This window comes from Streptomyces sp. NPDC041068 (assembly GCF_040647455.1).
In the GTDB taxonomy this organism is placed as follows: domain Bacteria; phylum Actinomycetota; class Actinomycetes; order Streptomycetales; family Streptomycetaceae; genus Streptomyces.
Genome location: NZ_JBEZCG010000001.1, coordinates 658,040 through 678,661 on the forward strand (window position 1 = coordinate 658,040; position 20,622 = coordinate 678,661).

Sequence of the window (20,622 nt, forward strand, 5' to 3'; positions counted from 1 at the left end):
AACCCGGGTTGAGCGGGCAAGGTCGTCCTCGGCCGCTCTCCCCTCGGGAAAGGATCGATATGCCGGTGAACCTTGGTGTCTGTCTTCCGACCTTCGTCGAACGCGGAGAGGAGGGCGGGCTGCGGGAGATCCCCTCGTTGGCCCGGCACGCCGAGGACGTAGGCCTGGACACGGTGTGGGCGGGCGACCACCTGTGCGCGCGTACCCCGTTCCTGGACAGTGTGGTCGCGCTGACCGCGGCCGCCGCGGTGACCGAGCGCGTACGGATCGGCTTCGGGGTCATGCTGCTGGCGCTGCGCCAGCAGGCCTGGGCGGCCAAACAGCTGTCGTCGTTGCAGCACCTGTCCGGCGGCCGTGTGGTCCTCGGGGTCGGCGCCGGCGTACATCCACAGGACTGGCCGCTCGGCGGGGTTCCGTTCGCCGGACGGGGCCGCCGGGCGGATGTGGTGCTGAGCGCGTTGCCCGATCTGTTCGCCGGTCGCCCGACGCCTCTGCTGACCGTGCCCGGCGAACCGGCCATGACGCTCGATCCCGCCGTTCCCGCGCCACCGGTGTGGGTGGGCGGCATGTCCGACCGGGCGCTGCGGCGAGCCGTCGAGCACGGTGTCGGATGGCTCGCCTCGCTGCTCGAACCCGCGCAACTGGCCGAGAGGGCGGACAAGCTGACGGCGATGGCGGCCGAAGCGGGCAGGGGCACACCCGAGATCGGCACCACGGTGTTCGCCGCGCTGAGCACCGATCCCGGGGAGAGCCGCAGGGGGCATCGGCGGCTGGTGCGCTTTCTGCGTTCGCTGACCGGTGAGAAAGGTCTCTCCGAGGAACAGGCGTCCCGGCTGGTGGTCAGCGGGCCTCCCGAGGCGCTGGCGGAACGACTTGACGCGTACGGTCGTGCGGGCGCCGGCACCTTCGTCGTCAATCTGTCGGGCGACGGCCTGCGCCGCCAGTACGACCTGCTGGCGCGCACCCGCGAGCTACTGCTCAGGCCGTGAGCTCCGACCGGGTTGCCGCCGGGGGCACGGACACAGGGGCCAGGTCGTGGCGGACGTACCACTCCTTGGCGAGCAACTGCCCCTGCTGCTCCGGGGAGAGGCCGGCGATCAGGCCCGGCAGGGCTCCCCGTTCCACCTCGCTGCGGTGGGTGAGGACTGCGGCGACCTTCTGTTCCAGCCAGGCGCTGACGTCGACGGCGGCGGTCACCTGGTCGTCGGGGACGGAGTGCAGGGTCTTGCGTGTGCCGATCGTGGCCCGCAGGGCCGCCGCCACCGAGTGCGGGTGCGTGGCGAGGTAGAGGGCGCGCGGCTGCCACGGGGGTCCCGCCTCCGGATGGAGCCCGTGGAGACCGGCGGCCCGGACGGCGAGCACCGTCACCCGGTGGGTCTGTACATGGTCGGGATGTCCGGAAAGACCGCCGTATGCGTCGTGTGTGACCACGATGTCCGGGTGGAACTCCCGGATGTGCGCCACCAGTCGCCCCACCGCCTCGTCGAGCGGTGCGTCGCACCAGCGCTTCTGGCCGGGGGCCGACTCCGGGACGCGGGCGTCGGCGTAGCCGAGCAGTCGTGGCGTGCCCGCGCCGAGGATGCGCAGCGCCTCGGCCAGCTCCGGGGCGCGGTGCGTGCCCTCGGTCCAGGTCGCCGTGACGACCGCGGTGCGCGCGCCGGACGCCGCGTGCCGGGCGAGCACGCCGCCGGCCGCCAGGGACTCGTCGTCGGGGTGGGCGAAGACCCCAAGGAGGCTGGGATCGGCGGGCATTGAAGGCTCCTTCCTGCGGACCCGAGCCATCGTAGAAGTGATCGTCGCGATGAAGCGGGCGCCTGCGAGAAGCGATCGCCGTCACGACGCGCGCCGTCACGCGGCGATCGCCGCCGCATGGACCGGAACGTCCACGCGGCGGCGATGTCGGTGCCAAGGGCGAAGCCGCCGAAGCGACCGCGGTCAGGCGCGGCTGGTGAGGTAGCCGCCCATGGAGCGGAAGTAGTCGGTGGCGGGCAACTCCTCGCCGGCCTCGGTGCGCACGCGGGTGATGGCAAGGCCGTGGTTGCGGCCGGTGCGCGCGTCGGCCCCGGCGACGATCACCACGCCCTCGCCCTCGCGGTAGAAGATGCGGCCGGGGGTGCCGCCGTAGCGGCCCTCGGACACCACCGCGGTCACCACCTCCAGGCGCTTGCCCTTGTGGTACGTGAACGCGCTCGGGTACGGCGCGCACTGGGCCCGGACCAGGCGCTCCAGGTCCTCGGCGGGCCAGGTCCAGTCGATCCGGATGTCCTCCTCGGCGCGCTTGTGGAAGAAGCTCGCCTGGGAACGGTCCTGCTTGGTGAACTCGGTCTGACCGGACGCTATGCGGCCGAGCGCCTCGGTGGTGACCGGGGCGATGAGGTCGACGGTCTTGTGGAACAGATCCGTGGTCGTGTCCTTGGGGCCGACCGGCACGGCGCGCTGGACCACGATGTCACCGGCGTCGAGTGTGTCGTCCATCATGTGCGCGGTGACGCCCACTTCGCTCTCGCCGTTGATCAGGGCCCAGATCAGCGGGGAGAAGCCGGCGTACTTCGGCAGCAGCGAGTCGTGGACGTTCAGCGTGCCGTGGCGGGGGAGGTCGAAGATGCGCGGGGGAATCCACGTACGCCAGTTGTTGGCGACGATGATGTCCGGGTCGGCCGCCTTGAGCAGCTCGAAGAGCTCCTCGTCGTCGGGGCGGTTGCGGATGATCACGGGGACGCCGTGCTCTTCGGCGAGGTCGGCGACCGAGTCGCTCCAGATCTTCTCGTAGGCGTGCTCGCTCTTGGGGTGGGTCACGACCGTCACCACGTCGTGCTCGGAGTCCAGGAGCGCTTGGAGGGTGCGGTGGCCCCAGGTCTGATAACCGAACATGACGACCCGCATGGGGTTTCCTCCTCTGAAGAGCTACTGACCAGCGTAAGTAAAGCAAGCCTTACCTAATGAAGCAACGTCCGCGGTTCTGGGCGGCGTTCGAGCGTGTGTGCTGGGCCTCTGCCCCCGTGGCGGGCGCCGCGCCTGTCGACAGGTTGGCCAGATCAGGTTAGCTTTACCTAAGTTCCACTGGGGCGCCGGTCGTTGGTGTGCCCTGCCCCGTACTTTTTCGACGCCTCACAGGCGGCTGTCCCGCACGATGGGAGTGACATGTCTCAGGTTCTTCCTGGCGACGCACCGGTGATCCACGACCTCATAGGAATCGGCTTCGGGCCGTCCAATGTGGCCATGGCGATCGCGCTGAGCGAGCACAACGCCCGCGTCGGCAGGCAGGAGGCGGTCACTGCTCACTTCTTCGAGCAGCAGCCGCAGTTCGGCTGGCACCGCGGCATGCTCTTCGACGACGCGACGATGCAGGTGTCCTTCCTCAAGGACCTCGTGACGATGCGCAACCCGGCGAGCGAGTTCAGCTTCCTCTGCTATCTGCAGAGCAAGGGGCGTCTTGTCGACTTCGTCAACCACAAGAACCTGTTCCCGCTGCGCGTGGAGTTCCACGACTACTTCGAGTGGGCCGCGGCGAAGGTCGACGACATGGTGTCCTACGGGCACGAGGTCGTCGCCGTGCGGCCGGTCGTGCGCGACGGCGTCGTGGAGTACGTGGACGTGACGTCCCGGGCCGGATCGGAGCTGGTGACGCACCGTGCCCGAAATCTGGTGGTCGGTACGGGTCTGCGCCCGTACATGCCGGAAGGGGTCGAGCGGACCGACCGCATCTGGCACAACTCGGACTTCCTGCAGCGCGTCGAGACGCTCGAGGGTGCCGAGCCGTCCCGCTTCATCGTCGTCGGCGCGGGCCAGAGCGCCGCGGAGAACGTGGCCTACCTGCACCGGCGGTTCCCCGATGCCGAGGTCTGCGCCGTCTTCTCCCGCTACGGCTACAGCCCCGCCGACGACAGCAGCTTCGCCAACCGGATCTTCGACCCCGCGGCGGTCGACGAGTACTTCACGGCCCCGGACGACGTGAAGCGCAAGCTGATCGACTACCACGGCAACACCAACTACTCGGTGGTGGACATCGATCTGATCGACGACCTGTACCGGCAGTCGTACCAGGAGAAGGTCCTCGGCAACGAGCGGCTGCGGTTCCTCAACGTCTCCCGGCTCACCGACGTGGTCGAGGCCCCGGACCGGGTCAGGGCCACCGTCGAGTCGTTGGTCACCGGCGAGAAGACCCCGCTGGACGCCGACGTCGTGGTGTACGCCACCGGCTACCGGCCCGCGGACCCGCTGCGCCTGCTCGGCGAGGTCGAGGGGTACTGCCGACGCGACGACGAGGGCCGGGTCCGGGTCGGGCGCGACTACCGCGTGGCGACCGACGCGGCGCTGCAGTGCGGCATCTACCTGCAGGGCGGCACCGAGCACACGCACGGCATCACCTCCTCCCTGCTGTCGAACACCGCGATCAGGGTCGGCGAGATCCTCGAGTCGATCCTCGAAGGGAGCCTGCGGCCGGCCGGCGACGGCGACCGGCGGATCGCCGACGAGATCCCCACGCCCCGCTAGTCGCACCCCTCAGTCCCACCCCCCACGCACAAGCCTCGTCTCCCTGTGGCGCCGTCCTTCCAGGGAGGCGAGGCGCGCACTGTGTAAACCCCTGTGAAAGGAAAGTCCGTGTCCGCTGGTACACGTCCGGTGCTGACCAGGTTGGTCAGGCATGTTCCCCGTGTGGCTGTGGCCGCCGTCGCCGCGCTCGCTCTGACCGCCTGTGGGGGAGGGTCCGAGAAGTCCGATTCCGATGCCAAGTCGGCGGGGGGCGCGGGCGCGAATTCCGCGGCCTTCCCGGTGACGGTCAAGCACAAGTACGGCAGCACGACGATCGACGAGCAGCCGAAGAAGGTCGTCACCCTCGGCCTGTCCGACCAGGACGCCGTGCTCGCGCTCGGCGTGAAGCCCGTCGGCGCCGTGGACTGGTTCAAGGAGAAGCCGTACGGCAAGTGGCCCTGGGCCAAGGAGAAGTGGGGCTCCACGAAGCCGCAGATCGTCGGCGAGCGTGACGAGTACAACATGGAGAAGATCGCGGCGCTCCAGCCGGACCTGATCATCGCCCAGTACTCGGGCATGAAGAAGGAGCAGTACGACACCCTCTCCAAGATCGCCAAGGTGGTCGCGCAGCCCAAGGGGCACGCCGACTACGCCGCGCCGTGGCAGACGATGACCCGGCAGATCGGCAAGTCGCTGGGCAAGACCAAGGAGACCGAGAAGCTGATCTCGGACGTCGACGCGCGCTTCAAGGAAGTCCGGTCCAAGCACCCGGAGTTCGCCAAGAAGACCCTCACCGTGGCCGACAGCTTCGAGGCGGGCAAGTACTCGGCGTTCACCAGGACCGACCCCAAGGCGATCTTCTTCAACGAGCTCGGCTTCAAGCTGAAGCCCGAGATCGACAAGCTGGCCAAGCCCGGCTGGAACGTCGCCGAGCTGAGCGCCGAGAAGCTGAACGTCCTCGACACCGACCGCCTCGTGTGGGTCACCTCCAGCACCGAGGCCAACGACCGTATCAAGGGCGAGCCGCTCTACAAGAAGCTGAAGGTCCACCAGGACAAGCGCGACCTGTTCGTGCCGTACCAGGACCCGGACATCGGTGCGGCGTTCTCCTTCAACACGGTCCTGTCGATTCCCTACGCCATCGACGAGATCGAGCCGCTGCTCGCGGACATCAAGTAGCCCCGCGCGGGCGGGTGTTGCCGGACACCCGCCCGAAGACCCGTATGTACGTCACCGGCCGGGCACGGCCGGCGTCGACGACGCCGGCCGTCTCGTGACGACTTCTCACAGTTGCTTGATCAGGGAAAGGTCCTTCGAAGATGTGTGACGCCGAGTCGGATCGGACTTCTGCCGTCAGGACACCCGTCACCGGCGGGCAGGCAGGCATCTGGCTTGCTCAGCAGATCGAGCCGGAGAGCTCGGCCTACAACATCTCGTTCGTCCTCGAACTGCACGGTGACGTCGACCAGGAACGCCTCGTCGCCGCCGTACGGCAGTCCGTCGAGGAAGCCGACGCCCTGCACGTCCGCGTCACGGCCGAGGACGGCACCCCGGAACAGATCTCCGAGCGGCACCCCGTCGACGTACCCGTCGTCGACCTGAGGCAGGAGCCGGACCAGGACCGTGCCGCCGCCGACTGGATGGCCGCGGAGCGGGACAGGCAGGCCGACCTCGCGCACGCGCCGCTGTACGCCCACGCGGTGCTCCGGCTCACCGACGACCGCGTCCTGTGGTACCAGCGCTACCACCACATCGTCGCCGACGGCATGGCCGCCGCACTGATCACCCGCAGGGCCGGAGAGCTCTACACCGGGGGCGAGCAGGCACCCGCCCCCGCCGGGCCGCTGCCCCGCCTGGTGGCCGCCGACCAGGCCTACCGCGCCGGTGAGCAGTACCGGGCCGACCGCGCCTACTGGCTCGACCGCATGGCCGAACGGCCGGAGCCCGCCCGCCTCGTCGAGCGCGCCCCCTCCCTCATGACGCGCCGGATCCGGCGCACCGCACAGCTGAGCGCGGCGGACACCGCCCGGCTGCACGCCGCCGCCGAGCACGTCGGCGTCCGCCTCTCCCACCTCGTGGTGGCCGCCGTCGCCGCCTATCTGCACCGGGTCGGCGGGCAGCGGGATCTGGTCCTCGGACTGCCGGTCGCCGCACGCCACGACGTGGACGCGAAGGTCATACCCGGCATGGTGTCCAACGTCGTCCCGCTGCGCCTGTCCGTGCACGCGGGCACCACCGGCGCCGAACTGGCCGCCGACGTACGGCGAGCGGTCGCCGACGCGGTCGCGCACGGGCGCTACCGCGCCGAGGACCTCGCCAGGGAGCTCGGCCTCGTCGACGGCGTATCGGAGCTGGTCGGTCCGACCGTCAACATCCTGCCCTCCGGCGGCGACCTGAACTTCCCCGGCCTCGACGCCGCACTGCACCCCGCCTGGCTCGGCCCCGTCAGCGACCTGGCCGTCAGCGTCTCCGAGTGCGCGGCGGGCAGCGCACTTCGCGTCCACTTCGACGCGGACGCCGACCTTTGCGAGGAGCGGACGCTCCACGACCACGAGCGCCGCTTCCTCGCCCTGCTCGACGCCCTCGCCGAGCGCCCCGACCGTCCCGTGGGCCGCATCGACCTCGTCTCGGACGCCGAACGCGCCCGTCTCCTCGACGAGTTCGGCGTCGCGCCCCGCGAGGTGGCCGAACTGTCCTGGCCCGCCGCCTTCGAGCGGCAGGTCCGCAACGCGCCCGACGCCGTCGCCCTCGTGTGCGAGGACCGCGAGCTGTCGTACGCCGAACTCAATGCGGAGGCCAACCGGCTCGCCCGCCTTCTCGCCGCCCGCGGCGTGCGCGCCGAGGACGTCGTGGGCGTCGCCCTGCCCCGCTCGCCGGAGCTCGTGGTCACCCTGCTCGCCGTGATGAAGGCCGGCGCCGCCTATCTGCCGCTCGACGCGGACCACCCGCGGGAGCGGATCGCCTACATGCTCGACGACGCCGGGGCCCGCACCGTCGTCACCGAGCGCGAACTCGCCGCCGAACTCCCGCAGCCGGCGGGCGTCACGCACCTCCTGCTCGACGACCCGGCCCTCGTGGCGGCCCGCGCCGGGCTCGACGCCGGCGACCTCGCCCTGCCGATCGCCCTGGACCGGGCCGCGTACGTCATCTACACCTCCGGATCGACCGGACGGCCCAAGGGCGTCGTCGTGCCGCACGACGGCGTCGGCAGTCTCGTCGCCACCGCGACCGACCGGCTCGGCATCGACGCCACCAGCCGCGTCGTCCAGTTCGCCTCCGTCGGGTTCGACGTGACCGTCTGGGACCTGATCATGTCGCTGTGCGTGGGCGGCCGGATCATCCTCGTCCCCGCCGAGCGCCGCGTCGCGGGCCCCGCCCTCACCGAGTACGTCGCGCACCACCGCGCCACGCACATGATTCTGCCGCCCTCGCTCGTCTCGGCGCTGCCGCAGGAGTGCGAACTGCCCGAGGGCGCCGTCCTCGTCGTCGGCACCGAGGCCGTCCCCGCCGAGCTGATCGCGCGCTGGGCGGGACGGCTGCGGATCGTCGTCGCGTACGGACTGACCGAGGCGAGCGTCAACTCCACGCTCTGGCGCGCCGAGAGCGGCAGGCCGGGACCCGCGCCCATCGGCCGCCCCGACCCCAACACCCGCGCCTACGTGCTCGACACGGCGCTCCGTCCCGTCCCCGTCGGCGCCGAGGGCGAGTTGTACGTCGCGGGACGCGGCCTCGCCCGCGGCTACCTGGGCCGTCCAGGGCTGACGGCGGAACGGTTCGTCGCCGACCCGTTCGGGGCGCCGGGGGAGCGGATGTACCGCACCGGCGACCGGGTCCGCTGGGGCGTCGACGGCAACCTGGAGTTCCTCGGCCGAGCGGACGGCCAGATCAAGATCCGCGGCCACCGGATCGAGCCCGGCGAGGTCGAGAGCGCCTTCATGGCCTGCGCGGGCATCGCCCAGGCCGCCGTCCTCGCCCGCGAGGACCACCGGGGCGTCAAGCGCCTCGTCGCCTATCTCGTCGCGGAGGCGAACGGCGACCGGGGCGACGCCGCGGCGACGGCCGCGCGCGCCGAGGTCGGTGCCGCGCTGCCGGACCACATGGTGCCGTCGGCCGTGGTCGTCCTCGAAGGACGGCTGCCGCTGACGCCCAACGGCAAGCTCGACAGCAAGTCCCTGCCCGAGCCCCGGTGGACGGCGGTGTCCGCCGTGAGCGGTGCCGGCGCGCCGAGCACCCCGGCCGAGACCGCACTCGCCGCGCTCTGCGCCGACGTGCTCGGCCTGCCCGCGGTGGGCGTGCACGACAGCTTCTTCGAGCTGGGCGGCGACAGCATCGTCGCCATCCAGCTGGTGAACCGCGCCCGCGAGGCCGGACTCGCCCTCACGCCGCGCGACGTGTTCCGGCACCGCACGGTGGCGGCGCTCGCCCAGGCGGCGGTCCAGGCGGCCACCGAGACGGGCGGCGGGGCCGTGGCCCTGCGACCCCAGGCGGACCTGGACGAGGACGCCCTGCCCGTCTCCCCGCTCCAGGAGGGCTTCTTCTTCCACGCGGAGTTCGACGACGAGGCGGCAGACCTCTACCTCGTCCAGGAACTCCTCGACCTCTCGGGCCCCGTCGACCGGGACCGGCTGCGCCGCGCGCTCCAGTCGCTCCTGGACCGGCACCCGCTGCTGCGCGCCTCGTTCCGCCAACTGCCGGGCGGCGAGGTCGTCCAGCGCCTCGCGGACCCGGTGACCCTGCCGTGGCGCGAGGCCGACACCTCCGTGACCGGCCTCGACGAACTGCTGCGCGCCGACCGCGCCGAGCAGTTCGACCTCGCGCGGCCGCCCCTGCTGCGGGCCACGCTCATCAAGGACGGACAGCGCCACCGGCTCCTGCTCACCCTGCACCACATCGTCGCCGACGGCTGGTCGGTCTCCGTCCTGCTGCGCGAGCTGACCGCCGCCTACGACGGCGCCGACCTGCCCGAGCCGGTGGACCCGCGGCCCTACCTGGCCTGGCTCGCGGGACGCGACAAGGAGGCCGCCCGCGCCGCGTGGGCCGGGGCGCTCGAGGGCCTTGCCGGACCCACCCGGCTTCCCGCGCCGTCCGCGTCGTCGCCGGAGTCGTCTTCGGCGGGCGGCACCGAGGAGGGGTCGGCCGAGCCCGGCCATGTAGAGACCCGCCTCCCGCAGGACCTCACCGAGGAGTTGACCACCTACGTACGCGCCCACGGCCTGACCCTGAGCACCGTCGTCCACGGTGTGTGGGGTCTGCTGCTCGGCGCGCTGACAGGCGGACAGGACGTCGTCTTCGGCACCACCGTGTCCGGGCGGACCACGGAGGTCGAGGGCCTGGACTGTGCCGTCGGTCTGTTCATCAACACCGTCCCGGCCCGGGTGACCCTGCGCGCCGACGAGTCCCTCACCGACCTGCTGCGGCGCGTCCAGGACGAGCACGCGGCCCTCCTCGACCACCAGCACATCGGCCTCGCCGACATCCAGCGGGTCGCGGGCGGCGGCGAACTCTTCGACACGCTCGTGGTGTTCGAGAACTACCCGAGCGGCGACGTGTCGGCCGTCCCCGAGTCGGCGGAGCTGCGGGTCACCGGCGCCGAGGTGTTCGACGCCGTGCACTACCCCCTCGCGCTCGTCGTCGAGCCCGGCGAGAACGGACTGCTCCTGCGGTTCAAGCACCACGCCGCGCGCCTCGACCAGGTGACCGTCGCCGTCCTCGCCAACCGGTTCGTGACCCTGCTGCGCACCCTCGTCACCGAGCCCGGCCGCACCGTCGCCCGCACCGGCCTGCTCTCCGAGCGCGAGCGGCAGGGCCTCGCGGAGCTCAACGCCACCGCGCACCCGGTGCCCGACGCCACCCTCGCCTCGCTCTTCGCCGACCAGGTCGCGCGCACCCCGCACGCCGAGGCCGTCGTCTTCGAGGACACCACCCTGACGTACGAGGAACTCGACCGACGGGCCGAGCAGTTGGCCCGGCGGCTCCGGGCACACGGCGCGGGACCCGAGCAGTACGTCGCCGTCGCGGTGCCCCGCTCGGCGGAGCTGATGGTCGCGCTGCTCGGCGTCCACAAGGCGGGCGCCGCCTATCTGCCCGTCGACCTGGACTACCCCGCCGAACGGGTCGCGTTCATGCTCGGCGACTCGGGCGCGCGCACGGTCGTGACCACCGCCGAAGCGGCCGGGCGGCTGCCCGCAGTGGCAGGCCTGCAGCCCCTGGTCGTCGACGCCGAGGACGTGCCGGAGACTGAGCCCGACGCCCCCGTGCGACCTGCGGGCCCCGACCACCCCGCCTACCTGATCTACACCTCGGGCTCCACCGGCCGCCCCAAGGGCGTCGCCGTCACCCACCGGGCCATCGTCAACCGCCTTGCCTGGATGCAGAGTGCGTACGGCCTCGACGTCGACGACCGGGTGCTCCAGAAGACGCCGTCCAGCTTCGACGTATCGGTCTGGGAGTTCTTCTGGGCGCTCACCGAGGGCGCGACGGTCGTCCTCGCCCGCCCCGACGGCCACCGCGACCCGGCCTACCTGGCCGAGCTGATCCACGCGCGGCGGATCACCACGCTGCACTTCGTGCCGTCGATGCTGGCCGCGTACGTCCAGACCATGGAGGCCACGCCGCACGCGCCCGACTGGGCGGCGAGCCTGCGCCGCGTGTTCTGCAGCGGCGAGGCGCTCACGGGCGCCGACGCCCGCAACTGGTCGGAGCTGACCGCCCGTTCGGGCCGCGGCCCCGTTCCGCTGCACAACCTCTACGGCCCCACCGAGGCGGCCGTGGACGTGACGTACTTCCCCTACGAGGCCTCCACCGAGCGGGCAGTCCCCATCGGCCGCCCAGTATGGAACACCCGGCTGCACGTCCTCGACCCGTTCCTGCGCCCGGTGCCTGACGGTGTGCCCGGCGAGCTGTACCTGGCCGGCGTCCAGCTGGCCCGCGGCTACCACGACCGGGCGGGCCTGACCGCGGAACGGTTCGTCGCCGACCCGTTCGGGGCGCCGGGGGAGCGTATGTACCGCACCGGGGACCTGGTGCGCCGTCGCGCCGACGGTGCGGTCGAGTACCTCGGGCGCACCGACCGGCAGGTCAAGATCCGCGGCAACCGTATCGAGCTCGGCGAGATCGAGACCGCGCTCGCGGCGCTGCCCGGCGTCGCCCGCGCTGCCGTGATCGCCCGCGACGGCGCCCTCGTCGGCTACGCCGTGCCCGCTCGGGGCGACGCTCTCGACGGTGAGGCGCTGCACGCGGCGCTCGCCGACGCGCTGCCCGCCCAGATGGTGCCGAGCGCCGTGGTCGTCATCGACGGACTCCCGCTCACGCCCAGCGGCAAGCTCGACCAGAACGCCCTGCCCGCGCCCGAGGCCGCGCCCCGCTCGGGCGGGCGCCCGCCCCGCGACGACCGGGAACGCGCCCTGTGCGCGATCTTCAGCGACGTCCTCGGCGTGCCCGGGATCGGCGCGGACGACGACTTCTTCGTCCTGGGCGGCGACAGCCTCACCTCCATCGCCGTGGCCACCCGGGCCCGCGAGCAGGGCCTGACGCTCAGCCCGCGCGACGTGTTCGAGTGCCGTACCCCCGAAGCCCTGGCCGCCACCGTGCCACCTGAAAAGACCGAGGTACCCGTGCACTCCGACGGCGTGACCGTCTCCGCCTCCGACGCCGGGCAGGCAGCCGCCGCCCTGCAGGCCGTCCTGGCCGCGCAGCAGCAGTCAGGAGCGGCCGTCGACCCCGCGCTGCAGGCGCTCCTCGCCCAGCTGACCTCCGCCGCGCCCGCCGCCACCGAGGAGGAGCCCGCGGAGCCCGAGGCCCCCGCCCCGCTCGGCGGCCTCGAACTCACCGAGGAGGAGACCGCCCGCGTCCACGCGGCCGCGGGCCTCCCCGTCGCGGACATCTGGCCGCTCTCCCCGCTCCAGGAGGGCATGTACTTCCACGCCACGTACGACGCGGGCGACGCCCTCGACGTCTACCAGTCCCAGGAGTCCCTGGACTTCGACCGGCGGGTCGACGCCGACCGGCTGCGCGCCGCCTGCCGCGCCCTCCTCGACCGCAACACCAGCCTGCGCGCGGGCTTCACCAGCGACGGACTGCCCCGCCCCGTGCAGTTCATCGCGGACGGCGCCGAGATCCCGCTGGTGGAGGAGGACCTCTCCCACCTGCCCGCCGACGAACAGCGCGTCCGCGTCGATGAGTTGCTGGCCGCCGACCGCAGGCAGCGCTTCGACCTGTCCGCGGCCCCGCTCTGCCGTCTGCTCCTGATCCGCCTCGGCGACAGCAGGGACCGGCTCGTGGTGACCCACCACCTCATCCTGTGGGACGGCTGGTCCGCGTGGCTGTTCCTGGAGGAGCTGTTCACGCTGTACGAGCGGGGCGGCGACGCGAGCGGCCTGCCCGCCCCCGGCACCTACCGTGACTACCTGGCCTGGCTCGACCAGCAGGACACCGCCGCCGCGCTCGGCACCTGGCGCGAGGCTCTCGCCGGGTTCGACGAGCCCACCCTGGTCGCTCCGTCGGGGCGTGACACGGGCCCGGTCATCCCCGCCGACTTCGACGCCCTCCTGACCCAGGAGACCAGCGACCGCCTGCGCACCCTCGCCCGCGGCCACGGACTGACCCTCAACACGGTCCTGAACGCCGCCTGGGGCCTGGTCCTCTCGGCGATGACGGGCCGCGCCGACGTCGCCTTCGGCACGGCGGTCGCCGGACGCCCGGCGGACGTGCCGAACGTGGCCGGGATCATCGGCATGTTCCTCAACACCGTCCCGGCCCGCGTCGCCTTCGCCCCGGACGAGCCGCTGCTCGACCTGCTGCGCCGCGTGCAGTCCGAGCGCGCGACCGTCATGCCCTACGAGTACGTGGGTCTCGGCACCCTGCAGCAGGAGACCGGCCACCGCCGCCTGTTCGACACCCTGTTCGTGCTCCGCTCGGCCGACGGCGAGGACCGCGCGGCCGAGCTGCGGCAGCGGCACGGCATCACCGGCGTGACCAACGTGGACGGCACGCACTTCCCGCTCACACTCATCGTCACGCCCGGCGCCCGGCTGCGGGTCACCCTGGCGGCCCGGCCCGACCTGTTCCCCGAGCAGGACGCGACCGTGATCCTCGCCCGGTTCACCACCGTCCTGGACCGCCTTGCCGAGGCCCTCGCGGGCCGGACCCCCGAGGCCGCCCGCACGGTCGGCGTCGACCTCCTGCTGCCGGGCGAGCGCACCGCGCTGGCCGCCGACTGGCGCGGCAGCCGCGAGCCGGTGCCGAACGAGACCATCGCCGACATGCTCACCGCCCAGGTCGCCCGCACCCCGCACGCGGTGGCCCTGGTCTTCGGCGAGCGCGCCCTCACGTACGCCGAACTCGACGGCCAGATCAACCGGCTCGCCCGGCTGCTCCTGGCCCGCGGCGCGGGGCCCGAGAAGGTCGTGGCGCTCGCGCTGCCCCGGTCCATCGAGATGGTCGCCGCGCTCTTCGCCGTGCTGCGCACGGGCGCCGCCTACCTGCCCCTCGACCTCGACCACCCCGCCGACCGGCTGCGCCTGATGGCCGAGGACACCGGGCCCCTGTGCCTGGTGTCCACCGCCGCCGTCGCGCCGACCCTGCGCGGCGAGAGCGGCCCCGTCGCCCCCGAACTCCTCCTGGACGACGCGGCCGTGGCGGCCGAGCTCGCGGCACTGCCCGACGGCGAGATCACCGACGCCGAGCGGCCCGCCTTCGCCCACGACGTGCGAGGCCGCCTCGAACACCCGGCGTACGTGATCTACACGTCCGGCTCGACCGGTCGCCCCAAGGGCGTCGTCACCCCCTACCGCGGCCTGACGAACATGCAGCTCAACCACCAGAAGGAGATCTTCGACCCGGCCATCGCATCGGCCGGCGGGCGGCGCCTGCGCATCGCGCACACCGTCTCCTTCGCCTTCGACATGTCCTGGGAGGAGCTGCTCTGGCTCGTCGAGGGCCACGAGGTGCACGTCTGCGACGAGGAGCTGCGCCGCGACGCCGAGGCGCTGGTGGCCTACTGCGACCTGCACGAGGTCGACGTCGTCAACGTCACGCCCACCTATGCCCAGTTGCTGATCGAGGAGGGGCTGCTCGACCGCGACGAGGCGGCGGGCAAGCACCGCCCCGCCCTCGTGCTGCTCGGCGGCGAGGCCGTCTCCGGCACGGTCTGGACGAAGCTGCGCCGCACCGAGGGAACGTACGGCTACAACCTGTACGGCCCCACCGAGTACACGATCAACACGCTCGGCGGATCCACCGCCGACAGCGCGACCTCCACGGTCGGCATGCCCATCCGCAACACCCGCGCCTACGTCCTGGACGGCATGCTGCGCCCCGTCCCGCCGGGCAGCCCCGGCGAGCTGTACATCGCAGGAACCGGACTCGCCCGCGGCTACCACGACAGGGCCGGGCTGACCGCGGAACGGTTCGTCGCCGACCCGTTCGGTGCGCCGGGGGAGCGGATGTACCGCACCGGCGACCTCGTGCGGCAGCGCCCCGACGGCCTCCTGGACTTCCTGGGCCGCACCGACGACCAGGTCAAGATCCGCGGCTACCGCATCGAGCTGGGCGAGATCTCCACGGCGCTCGCCGCGCACCCGGCGGTCGCGCACGCCGCCGTGGTCGTGCACGAGGCCGCGGGCACCAAGCGCCTGGTCGGTTACGTCGTCCCGGAAGAGGCCGTCCCAGGAGAGGCCGTCCAGGACAAGGACTTCCTGGACAAGGACTTCCTGGACGAGGATTTCCCGCAAGAGGGCGCCTCGCCCGGCGACGAGCTGACGCAGGCGCTGCGCGACCACCTCAAGGCCGGACTGCCCGACTACATGGTCCCCTCCGCCCTGGTCCCCGTGTCGACCCTGCCGCTGACCGTCAACGGCAAGCTGGACGTCAAGGCCCTGCCCGCCCCGGACTTCGCCGGTGGAGCGACGGCCGGGCGCGCGCCGAGCACCCCGCAGGAGGAGACGCTGTGTGCCCTCTTCGCCGAGGTCCTCGGCCTCGCACCGGACCGCGTCGGCATCGACAGCAACTTCTTCGAGCTCGGCGGGCACTCGCTGCTCGCCACCCGGCTCGTCAGCCGCGCCCGCACCGCGCTGGACGCCGAACTCGCCATCCGTGACTTGTTCGAGGCGCCCACCGTCGCCGAACTCGTGCGGCGCGCCGCCGCGTCGCGCGGCGCGGCACGCCCTGCCCTGACCGCCGTCGAGCGGCCCGACGAACTGCCGCTGTCGCACGCCCAGCAGCGGCTGTGGGTCATCCAGCAGATCGAGTGCACCTCTGCCGCGTACAACTTTCCGCTCGTCATGCGGCTGCGCGGCGCCCTCGACCACGACGCGTGGCGCGCGGCGCTCGCCGATGTGGCGGCCCGTCACGAGGCCCTGCGCACGGTCTTCGCCGAGCGCGAGGGGCAGGCGTTCCAGCGAGTCCTGCCCGCCGAGCAGGCGCACCCCGTCGTCGAGCACGTGCGGGCAGGGGAGGACGAGATACCCGCCCTCGTGGACGCCGCCGTGCAGCGGCCTTTCGACCTCGCGGCCGAACTACCGCTGCGCGCCACGGTCGTTGAGGTGGCGCCCGACGACCACGTCGTCGTCCTGCTGCTGCACCACATCACCACCGACGAGTGGTCCGACCGGCCCTTCCTGCGGGACCTGGCCACCGCCTACGCGGCCCGCACCGACGGCGCGGCCCCGGTCTGGGAGCCGCTGCCCGTCCAGTACGCCGACTACGCGCTGTGGCAGCAGCGCCTCCTCGGCGACGCGGACGACCGAAGCAGCCTGTCCGCACGCCAGTTGGCGTACTGGCGCACCGCACTGGCGGGCGTTCCCGAGGAGCTGGAGCTGCCCACCGACCGGCCGCGCCCAGCCCGCCCCGCGTTCTCCGGAGCGGAACTCGACATCGCCTTCGACGGCGCCGTCCACGAGGGCCTGCGGAGCCTGGCACGGGAAACCGGCGCCAGCATGTTCATGGTCGTCCACGCGGCGGTGGCGGCGCTGCTGCACCGGCTCGGCGCCGGCACGGACATCCCGCTCGGCGCACCCATCGCCGGGCGCGGCGACGAGGCGCTCGACGACCTGGTCGGCTTCTTCGTCAACACGCTCGTCCTCCGCACCGACCTGGGCGGCGACCCCAGCTTCACCGAGCTGCTCGGCCGGGTCCGCGAGACAGACCTGGCCGCGTTCTCCCACGCCGACGTGCCCTTCGAGTCGGTCGTGGAGACGCTCAACCCGACCCGCTCCCTGTCCCGCAACCCGCTGTTCCAGGTGATGGTCGGCTACCACGCCCGCACCGGGGACGCCCTCGAACTGCCCGGACTCCAGGCCTCGTACGTGCCGTTCGGGATCGAGTCCGCCAAGTTCGACCTCGTGTTCAGCTTCACCGAGCACACCACGGACGACGGCGCCGGGGACTTCCTCGGCTGCCGCCTGGAGTTCGCCACCGAGCTGTTCGACCAGGAGAGCGCCGAGCGCATCGGCGACCGCCTGCGCAGGCTGGTCGAAGCGCTCGTCGCGGCCCCCGAGCAGCCTCTGTCGCAGGCCGAGATCCTCTCCGCCGAGGAGCGCGACCTGGTCCTCGAAGGCTTCAACGGCTCGCCCCGCGCGGTCGACGAGGCCTGTGCACCCGAGCTGTTCGCCCGTTGGGTCGCCGAGCGCCCGGACGCCGTCGCCGTCGTCGAGCGCTCGCGGTCGGTGACGTATGCCCAGCTCGACGCCCGTGCGAACCGCATCGCCCGGCTGCTCGCCGCGCGCGGCGTCGGCGCCGAGAGCGTGGTGGGCGTGGCCGTGCCCCGCTCGGTGGACATGGTCGCCACCGTCGCCGCCGTGCTGAAGCTGGGCGCCGCGTTCCTGCCGCTCGACCTGATCCACCCCGGCGACCGCCTCACCTACATGATCGAGGACTCCGGAGCGGCCGTCGTGGTCGGCACCGAACCGGTCGCGGGGAAGATCCCGGAGGTCGCGGGCGTCCCCGTGGTGCTCCTCGACGCCCCGGACACGGCCCGGGAGCTGGAGGCGCTGCCCGATACACCGGCGCCGCTCGGGCCCGTCGGCCTCGACCAGGCCGCGTACGTGATCTACACCTCCGGTTCCACCGGTCGCCCCAAGGGCGTGGTCGTGCCGCACGAGGGCATCGCCAGCCTGGTCGCCACGGCCGTCGACCGGATGGGCCTCCGACACGACAGCCGGGTCCTGCAGTTCGCGTCGATCGGCTTCGACGTCTTCGTCTTCGAACTGGCGATGGCGCTGTGCCACGGCGGCAGGCTCGTCCTGATCACCGACGAAGCACGCGTCGCGGGCCCCGCGCTCACCGACTTCCTCGCGGACCAGCGGGCCACCCACATGATCCTGCCGCCGTCCCTGATGTCGGCGCTGCCGCCGGGCTGCGAACTGCCCGAGGGCGCGACCGTCCTGGTCGGCACCGAGACCGTGCCGCCGGAGCTCTTCGAGCGGTTCGGCGCCACGGCGAACCTGATCTGCGCGTACGGACTCACCGAGGCGACGGTCAACTCGACCCTGTGGCAGGCCCGCGCACACGGCGGCCGCGTCACGGGCCGGGTCCCGATCGGCCGCCCCGACCCCAACACCCGCGCCTACGTCCTGGACGACCACCTGCGTCCCGTGCCGCCCGGCGTCGTGGGGGAGCTGTACGTCTCCGGACGCGGCCTCGCCCGCGGCTACCTGGGGCAGGCCGGACTCACCGCGCAGCGCTTCGTCGCCGACCCGTTCGGCGCGCCCGGCAGCCGTATGTACCGCACCGGTGACCGCGCCCGCTGGCGCGCCGACGGGAACCTCGACTTCCTCGGCCGGGTCGACACCCAGGTGAAGATCCGGGGCTTCCGCATCGAACTCGGCGAGATCGAGACGGCCCTCGCGGCCCACCCCTCGGTCGGCCAGGCCGCCGTGGTGCCCGACCGCGACGGCGACATCGTCCGCCTGGTCGGCTACGCCGTACCGGAGCGCGACGGCGCCGCGCCGCGCGACCTCGACCCGCAGGAGCTGCGGGCCCATGTCGCCGGGCAGCTGCCCGAGTACATGGTTCCCGCACTCGTCGTCCCGCTGGAAGGGCCGCTGCCGCTGACGCCCAACGGCAAGCTGGACCGCAAGGCGCTGCCCGCGCCCGACTGGGCCGGCATGACCGGCGAGGCCCGCCCCGCGACGCCGACGCAGGCCAGGATCGCCGCCCTGTTCTGCGAGATCCTCAAGCTGGACGACGTCGGCGTGCACGACAACTTCTTCGCGCTCGGCGGTCACTCCATGGCCTCGATGCGGCTCCTCGGCCGTATCCGCGCCGAGTTCGGGGTCGAGCTGAGCATCCGGGACGTCTTCGACGCGCTGACCGTCGCCGGTGTCGCGGGCAAGCTGGAGGGCGCCGCCGCGGCGCGGCCCGCCCTGCGCCGCGCCGACGCCCCGGCCGCCGACCGCGCCGAACTGCCGGTGGCGCCCGTGCAGCAGTGGCAGTGGGAGTCTGCGAGGCGAGGCCCCGGCTTCGACCACGCCCTGGTACTGCGCTCGCCCGGCGGGCTCGACGCCGATGCCCTGAGCGCCGCGCTCGCCGATGTCGTGGCGCGGCACGAGCCGCTGCGCACCGCGTTCGCCGAACGCGACGGGGCGGTCCTCCAGCGGCCCGTCGACGCCCCGGCCCTGGCCGTCGAGAGCTGCGCCGACCTGGACGCCCGCCTCGCCGAACTGGCCGCAGGGGCACCGGATCCGGAGCACGAGCCGCCGCTTCGGGCCCGCCTGCTGACGGGCCCGGACGGAAGCCAGGCGGTGCTCCTGACGATGCACTACCTCGCGGTCGACGAGTGGTCGGTCGTCCCCTTGTTCCGTGACCTCACCACGGCCTACGCGGCGCGTGGCGAGGGCCGGGCTCCCGACTGGGCACCGCTGCCCGTCGCCTACGCCGACTACGCCCGCTGGGCCCGCGAGATCCTCGGCGACCTCGCCGAGCCGGACAGCCGGGGCGGACGGCAGCTGGCGTACTGGCGCGACCGCCTCCAGGGCGTACCGCGCGCCCTGGACCTGCCCGCCGGGGGACCGCCCGCCGACGGTACGGACGGCCACGGCGCGCGCCGGGCCGCGGGGCACGTGGGGTTCGTCCTCGACGAAGAATTGCACGCGGGCGTGGACCGCCTCGCCCGCGCGACCGGCACCAGCATGTTCATGGTGCTGCACTCGGCCCTGGCCGCGCTGCTCACCGCCCATGGCGCGGGCACCGACCTGCCCATCGGCACGATGGTCGCCGGACGCTCCGACGACCAGCTCGCCGACCTCGTGGGCTGCTTCTTCAACACGGTCGTGCTGCGCACCGACACCGCGGGCGACCCGACCTTCACCGAGCTTCTGACCCGCGTACGGGAGACCACCCTCAGCGCCCTGGACCAGCAGGACGTACCGTTCGACGAGGTCGTGCGGGCGGCCGGTCTGCGACCCGAGGGACCGCAGGTCATGGTGATCCACCACGAACAGGCGGATCTGGAGCGGTTGGAGGGCGGAGTGGGCGAGCTGCGGGCCGTCCCGACCGGCTCGGCACGTGCGGAGCTGACCCTCAGCTTCTACGAACCGCAGGGCGAAGGACCCGTGCACTGCGCCCTGATCCACGCGACCGGCCGACTCGGCACCGCCAAGACCCGGCGGCTCGCCGCCGAACTCAAGACCCTGCTGCGCACTGTGACAGCAGATTCCGAACAGCCGCTGTCCGAGCTGTTCAACGTCACATCCATGAGGAGTGAGAACGCATGAGCACCAACCCGTTCGAGGACCCGCAGGCCCGCTTCCTGGTTCTGGTCAACGACGAGAACCAGCACTCGCTGTGGCCCTCCTTCGCCGAGGTCCCCGCCGGTTGGCGAACCGTCTTCGGCGAGGACACCCGCGAGGCGTGCCTGGCGTACGTGGAGTCCAACTGGACGGACCTCCGCCCGGCGAGCCTGATCGCGGCGCAGCAGGGCTGAGGCCCGGCTCGGCCCCGTACCGCCGCCGCCCGCCAGAGGATCCCTCTCTGGCGGGCGGCGGCGTTGTCGTACGGGGTACGGGGAGGGACACTTGACGGGTGTCGCCCGCGGGTGCGTCGGGGCTGGTCGCGCAGTTCCCCGCGCCCCTTCGGGGCGCTGCCGTACCGCGACGCAAAGGCCTGCGCCCCCGGTTCTCCCGGGACGCAGGCCTTCTGCTGTGCTTCGTTTCT

The 20,622-nt window shown here is 72.6% G+C and carries 7 protein-coding genes; 5 read left to right on the forward strand and 2 right to left on the reverse strand.

The genetic code is table 11. The features are described 5' to 3' along the window. The first annotated feature begins 59 nt into the window (after positions 1–59). Positions 60–989 (forward strand): LLM class flavin-dependent oxidoreductase, encoded by a 930-nt coding sequence (locus AB0B50_RS02700; RefSeq protein ID WP_362324374.1) that lies wholly within the window; start codon positions 60–62, stop codon positions 987–989. Here AB0B50_RS02700 and AB0B50_RS02705 read toward each other — a convergent pair. Next, complete coding sequence (locus tag AB0B50_RS02705) at positions 979–1,752, reverse strand: PIG-L family deacetylase (RefSeq protein WP_362324377.1); 774 nt, start codon at positions 1,750–1,752, stop codon at positions 979–981. The genes AB0B50_RS02700 and AB0B50_RS02705 overlap by 11 nt on opposite strands. A 183-nt stretch (positions 1,753–1,935) precedes the next feature. Continuing rightward, positions 1,936–2,883: a methionyl-tRNA formyltransferase gene (locus AB0B50_RS02710; protein ID WP_362324380.1), complete on the reverse strand. Its 948-nt coding sequence runs from the start codon at positions 2,881–2,883 to the stop codon at positions 1,936–1,938. Between the two features lie 258 nt (positions 2,884–3,141). Here AB0B50_RS02710 and AB0B50_RS02715 point away from each other — a divergent pair, with 258 nt between their 5' ends. The 4 genes from AB0B50_RS02715 (at position 3,142) to AB0B50_RS02730 (ending at position 20,392) form a co-directional block, all read left to right on the forward strand. Further along, positions 3,142–4,494, forward strand: coding sequence for a lysine N(6)-hydroxylase/L-ornithine N(5)-oxygenase family protein (locus tag AB0B50_RS02715; protein WP_362324383.1), 1,353 nt, complete (start codon positions 3,142–3,144; stop codon positions 4,492–4,494). A gap of 162 nt (positions 4,495–4,656) precedes the next feature. Next, positions 4,657–5,652, forward strand: a complete 996-nt coding sequence (locus AB0B50_RS02720) for an iron-siderophore ABC transporter substrate-binding protein (protein ID WP_362324386.1) — start codon at positions 4,657–4,659, stop codon at positions 5,650–5,652. A gap of 140 nt (positions 5,653–5,792) precedes the next feature. After that, positions 5,793–20,183, forward strand: a complete 14,391-nt coding sequence (locus AB0B50_RS02725; protein WP_362324389.1) for an amino acid adenylation domain-containing protein — start codon at positions 5,793–5,795, stop codon at positions 20,181–20,183. Beyond that, positions 20,180–20,392 carry an MbtH family protein gene (locus tag AB0B50_RS02730; RefSeq protein WP_362324391.1) on the forward strand — a complete coding sequence of 71 codons (213 nt, stop codon included), beginning with the start codon at positions 20,180–20,182 and terminating at the stop codon, positions 20,390–20,392. Before AB0B50_RS02725 ends, AB0B50_RS02730 begins: the two co-directional genes overlap by 4 nt. Positions 20,393–20,622: the final 230 nt, after the last annotated feature.

Bases quoted from the DNA above. Each gene is read 5' to 3' on its own strand.
- AB0B50_RS02730 (WP_362324391.1), top strand. From the start codon at position 20,180: ATGAGCACCAACCCGTTCGAGGACCCGCAGGCCCGCTTCCTGGTTCTG.
- AB0B50_RS02725 (WP_362324389.1), top strand. From the start codon at position 5,793: ATGTGTGACGCCGAGTCGGATCGGACTTCTGCCGTCAGGACACCCGTC.
- AB0B50_RS02705 (WP_362324377.1), bottom strand. From the start codon at position 1,752: ATGCCCGCCGATCCCAGCCTCCTTGGGGTCTTCGCCCACCCCGACGAC.
- AB0B50_RS02715 (WP_362324383.1), top strand. From the start codon at position 3,142: ATGTCTCAGGTTCTTCCTGGCGACGCACCGGTGATCCACGACCTCATA.
- AB0B50_RS02710 (WP_362324380.1), bottom strand. From the start codon at position 2,883: ATGCGGGTCGTCATGTTCGGTTATCAGACCTGGGGCCACCGCACCCTC.
- AB0B50_RS02700 (WP_362324374.1), top strand. From the start codon at position 60: ATGCCGGTGAACCTTGGTGTCTGTCTTCCGACCTTCGTCGAACGCGGA.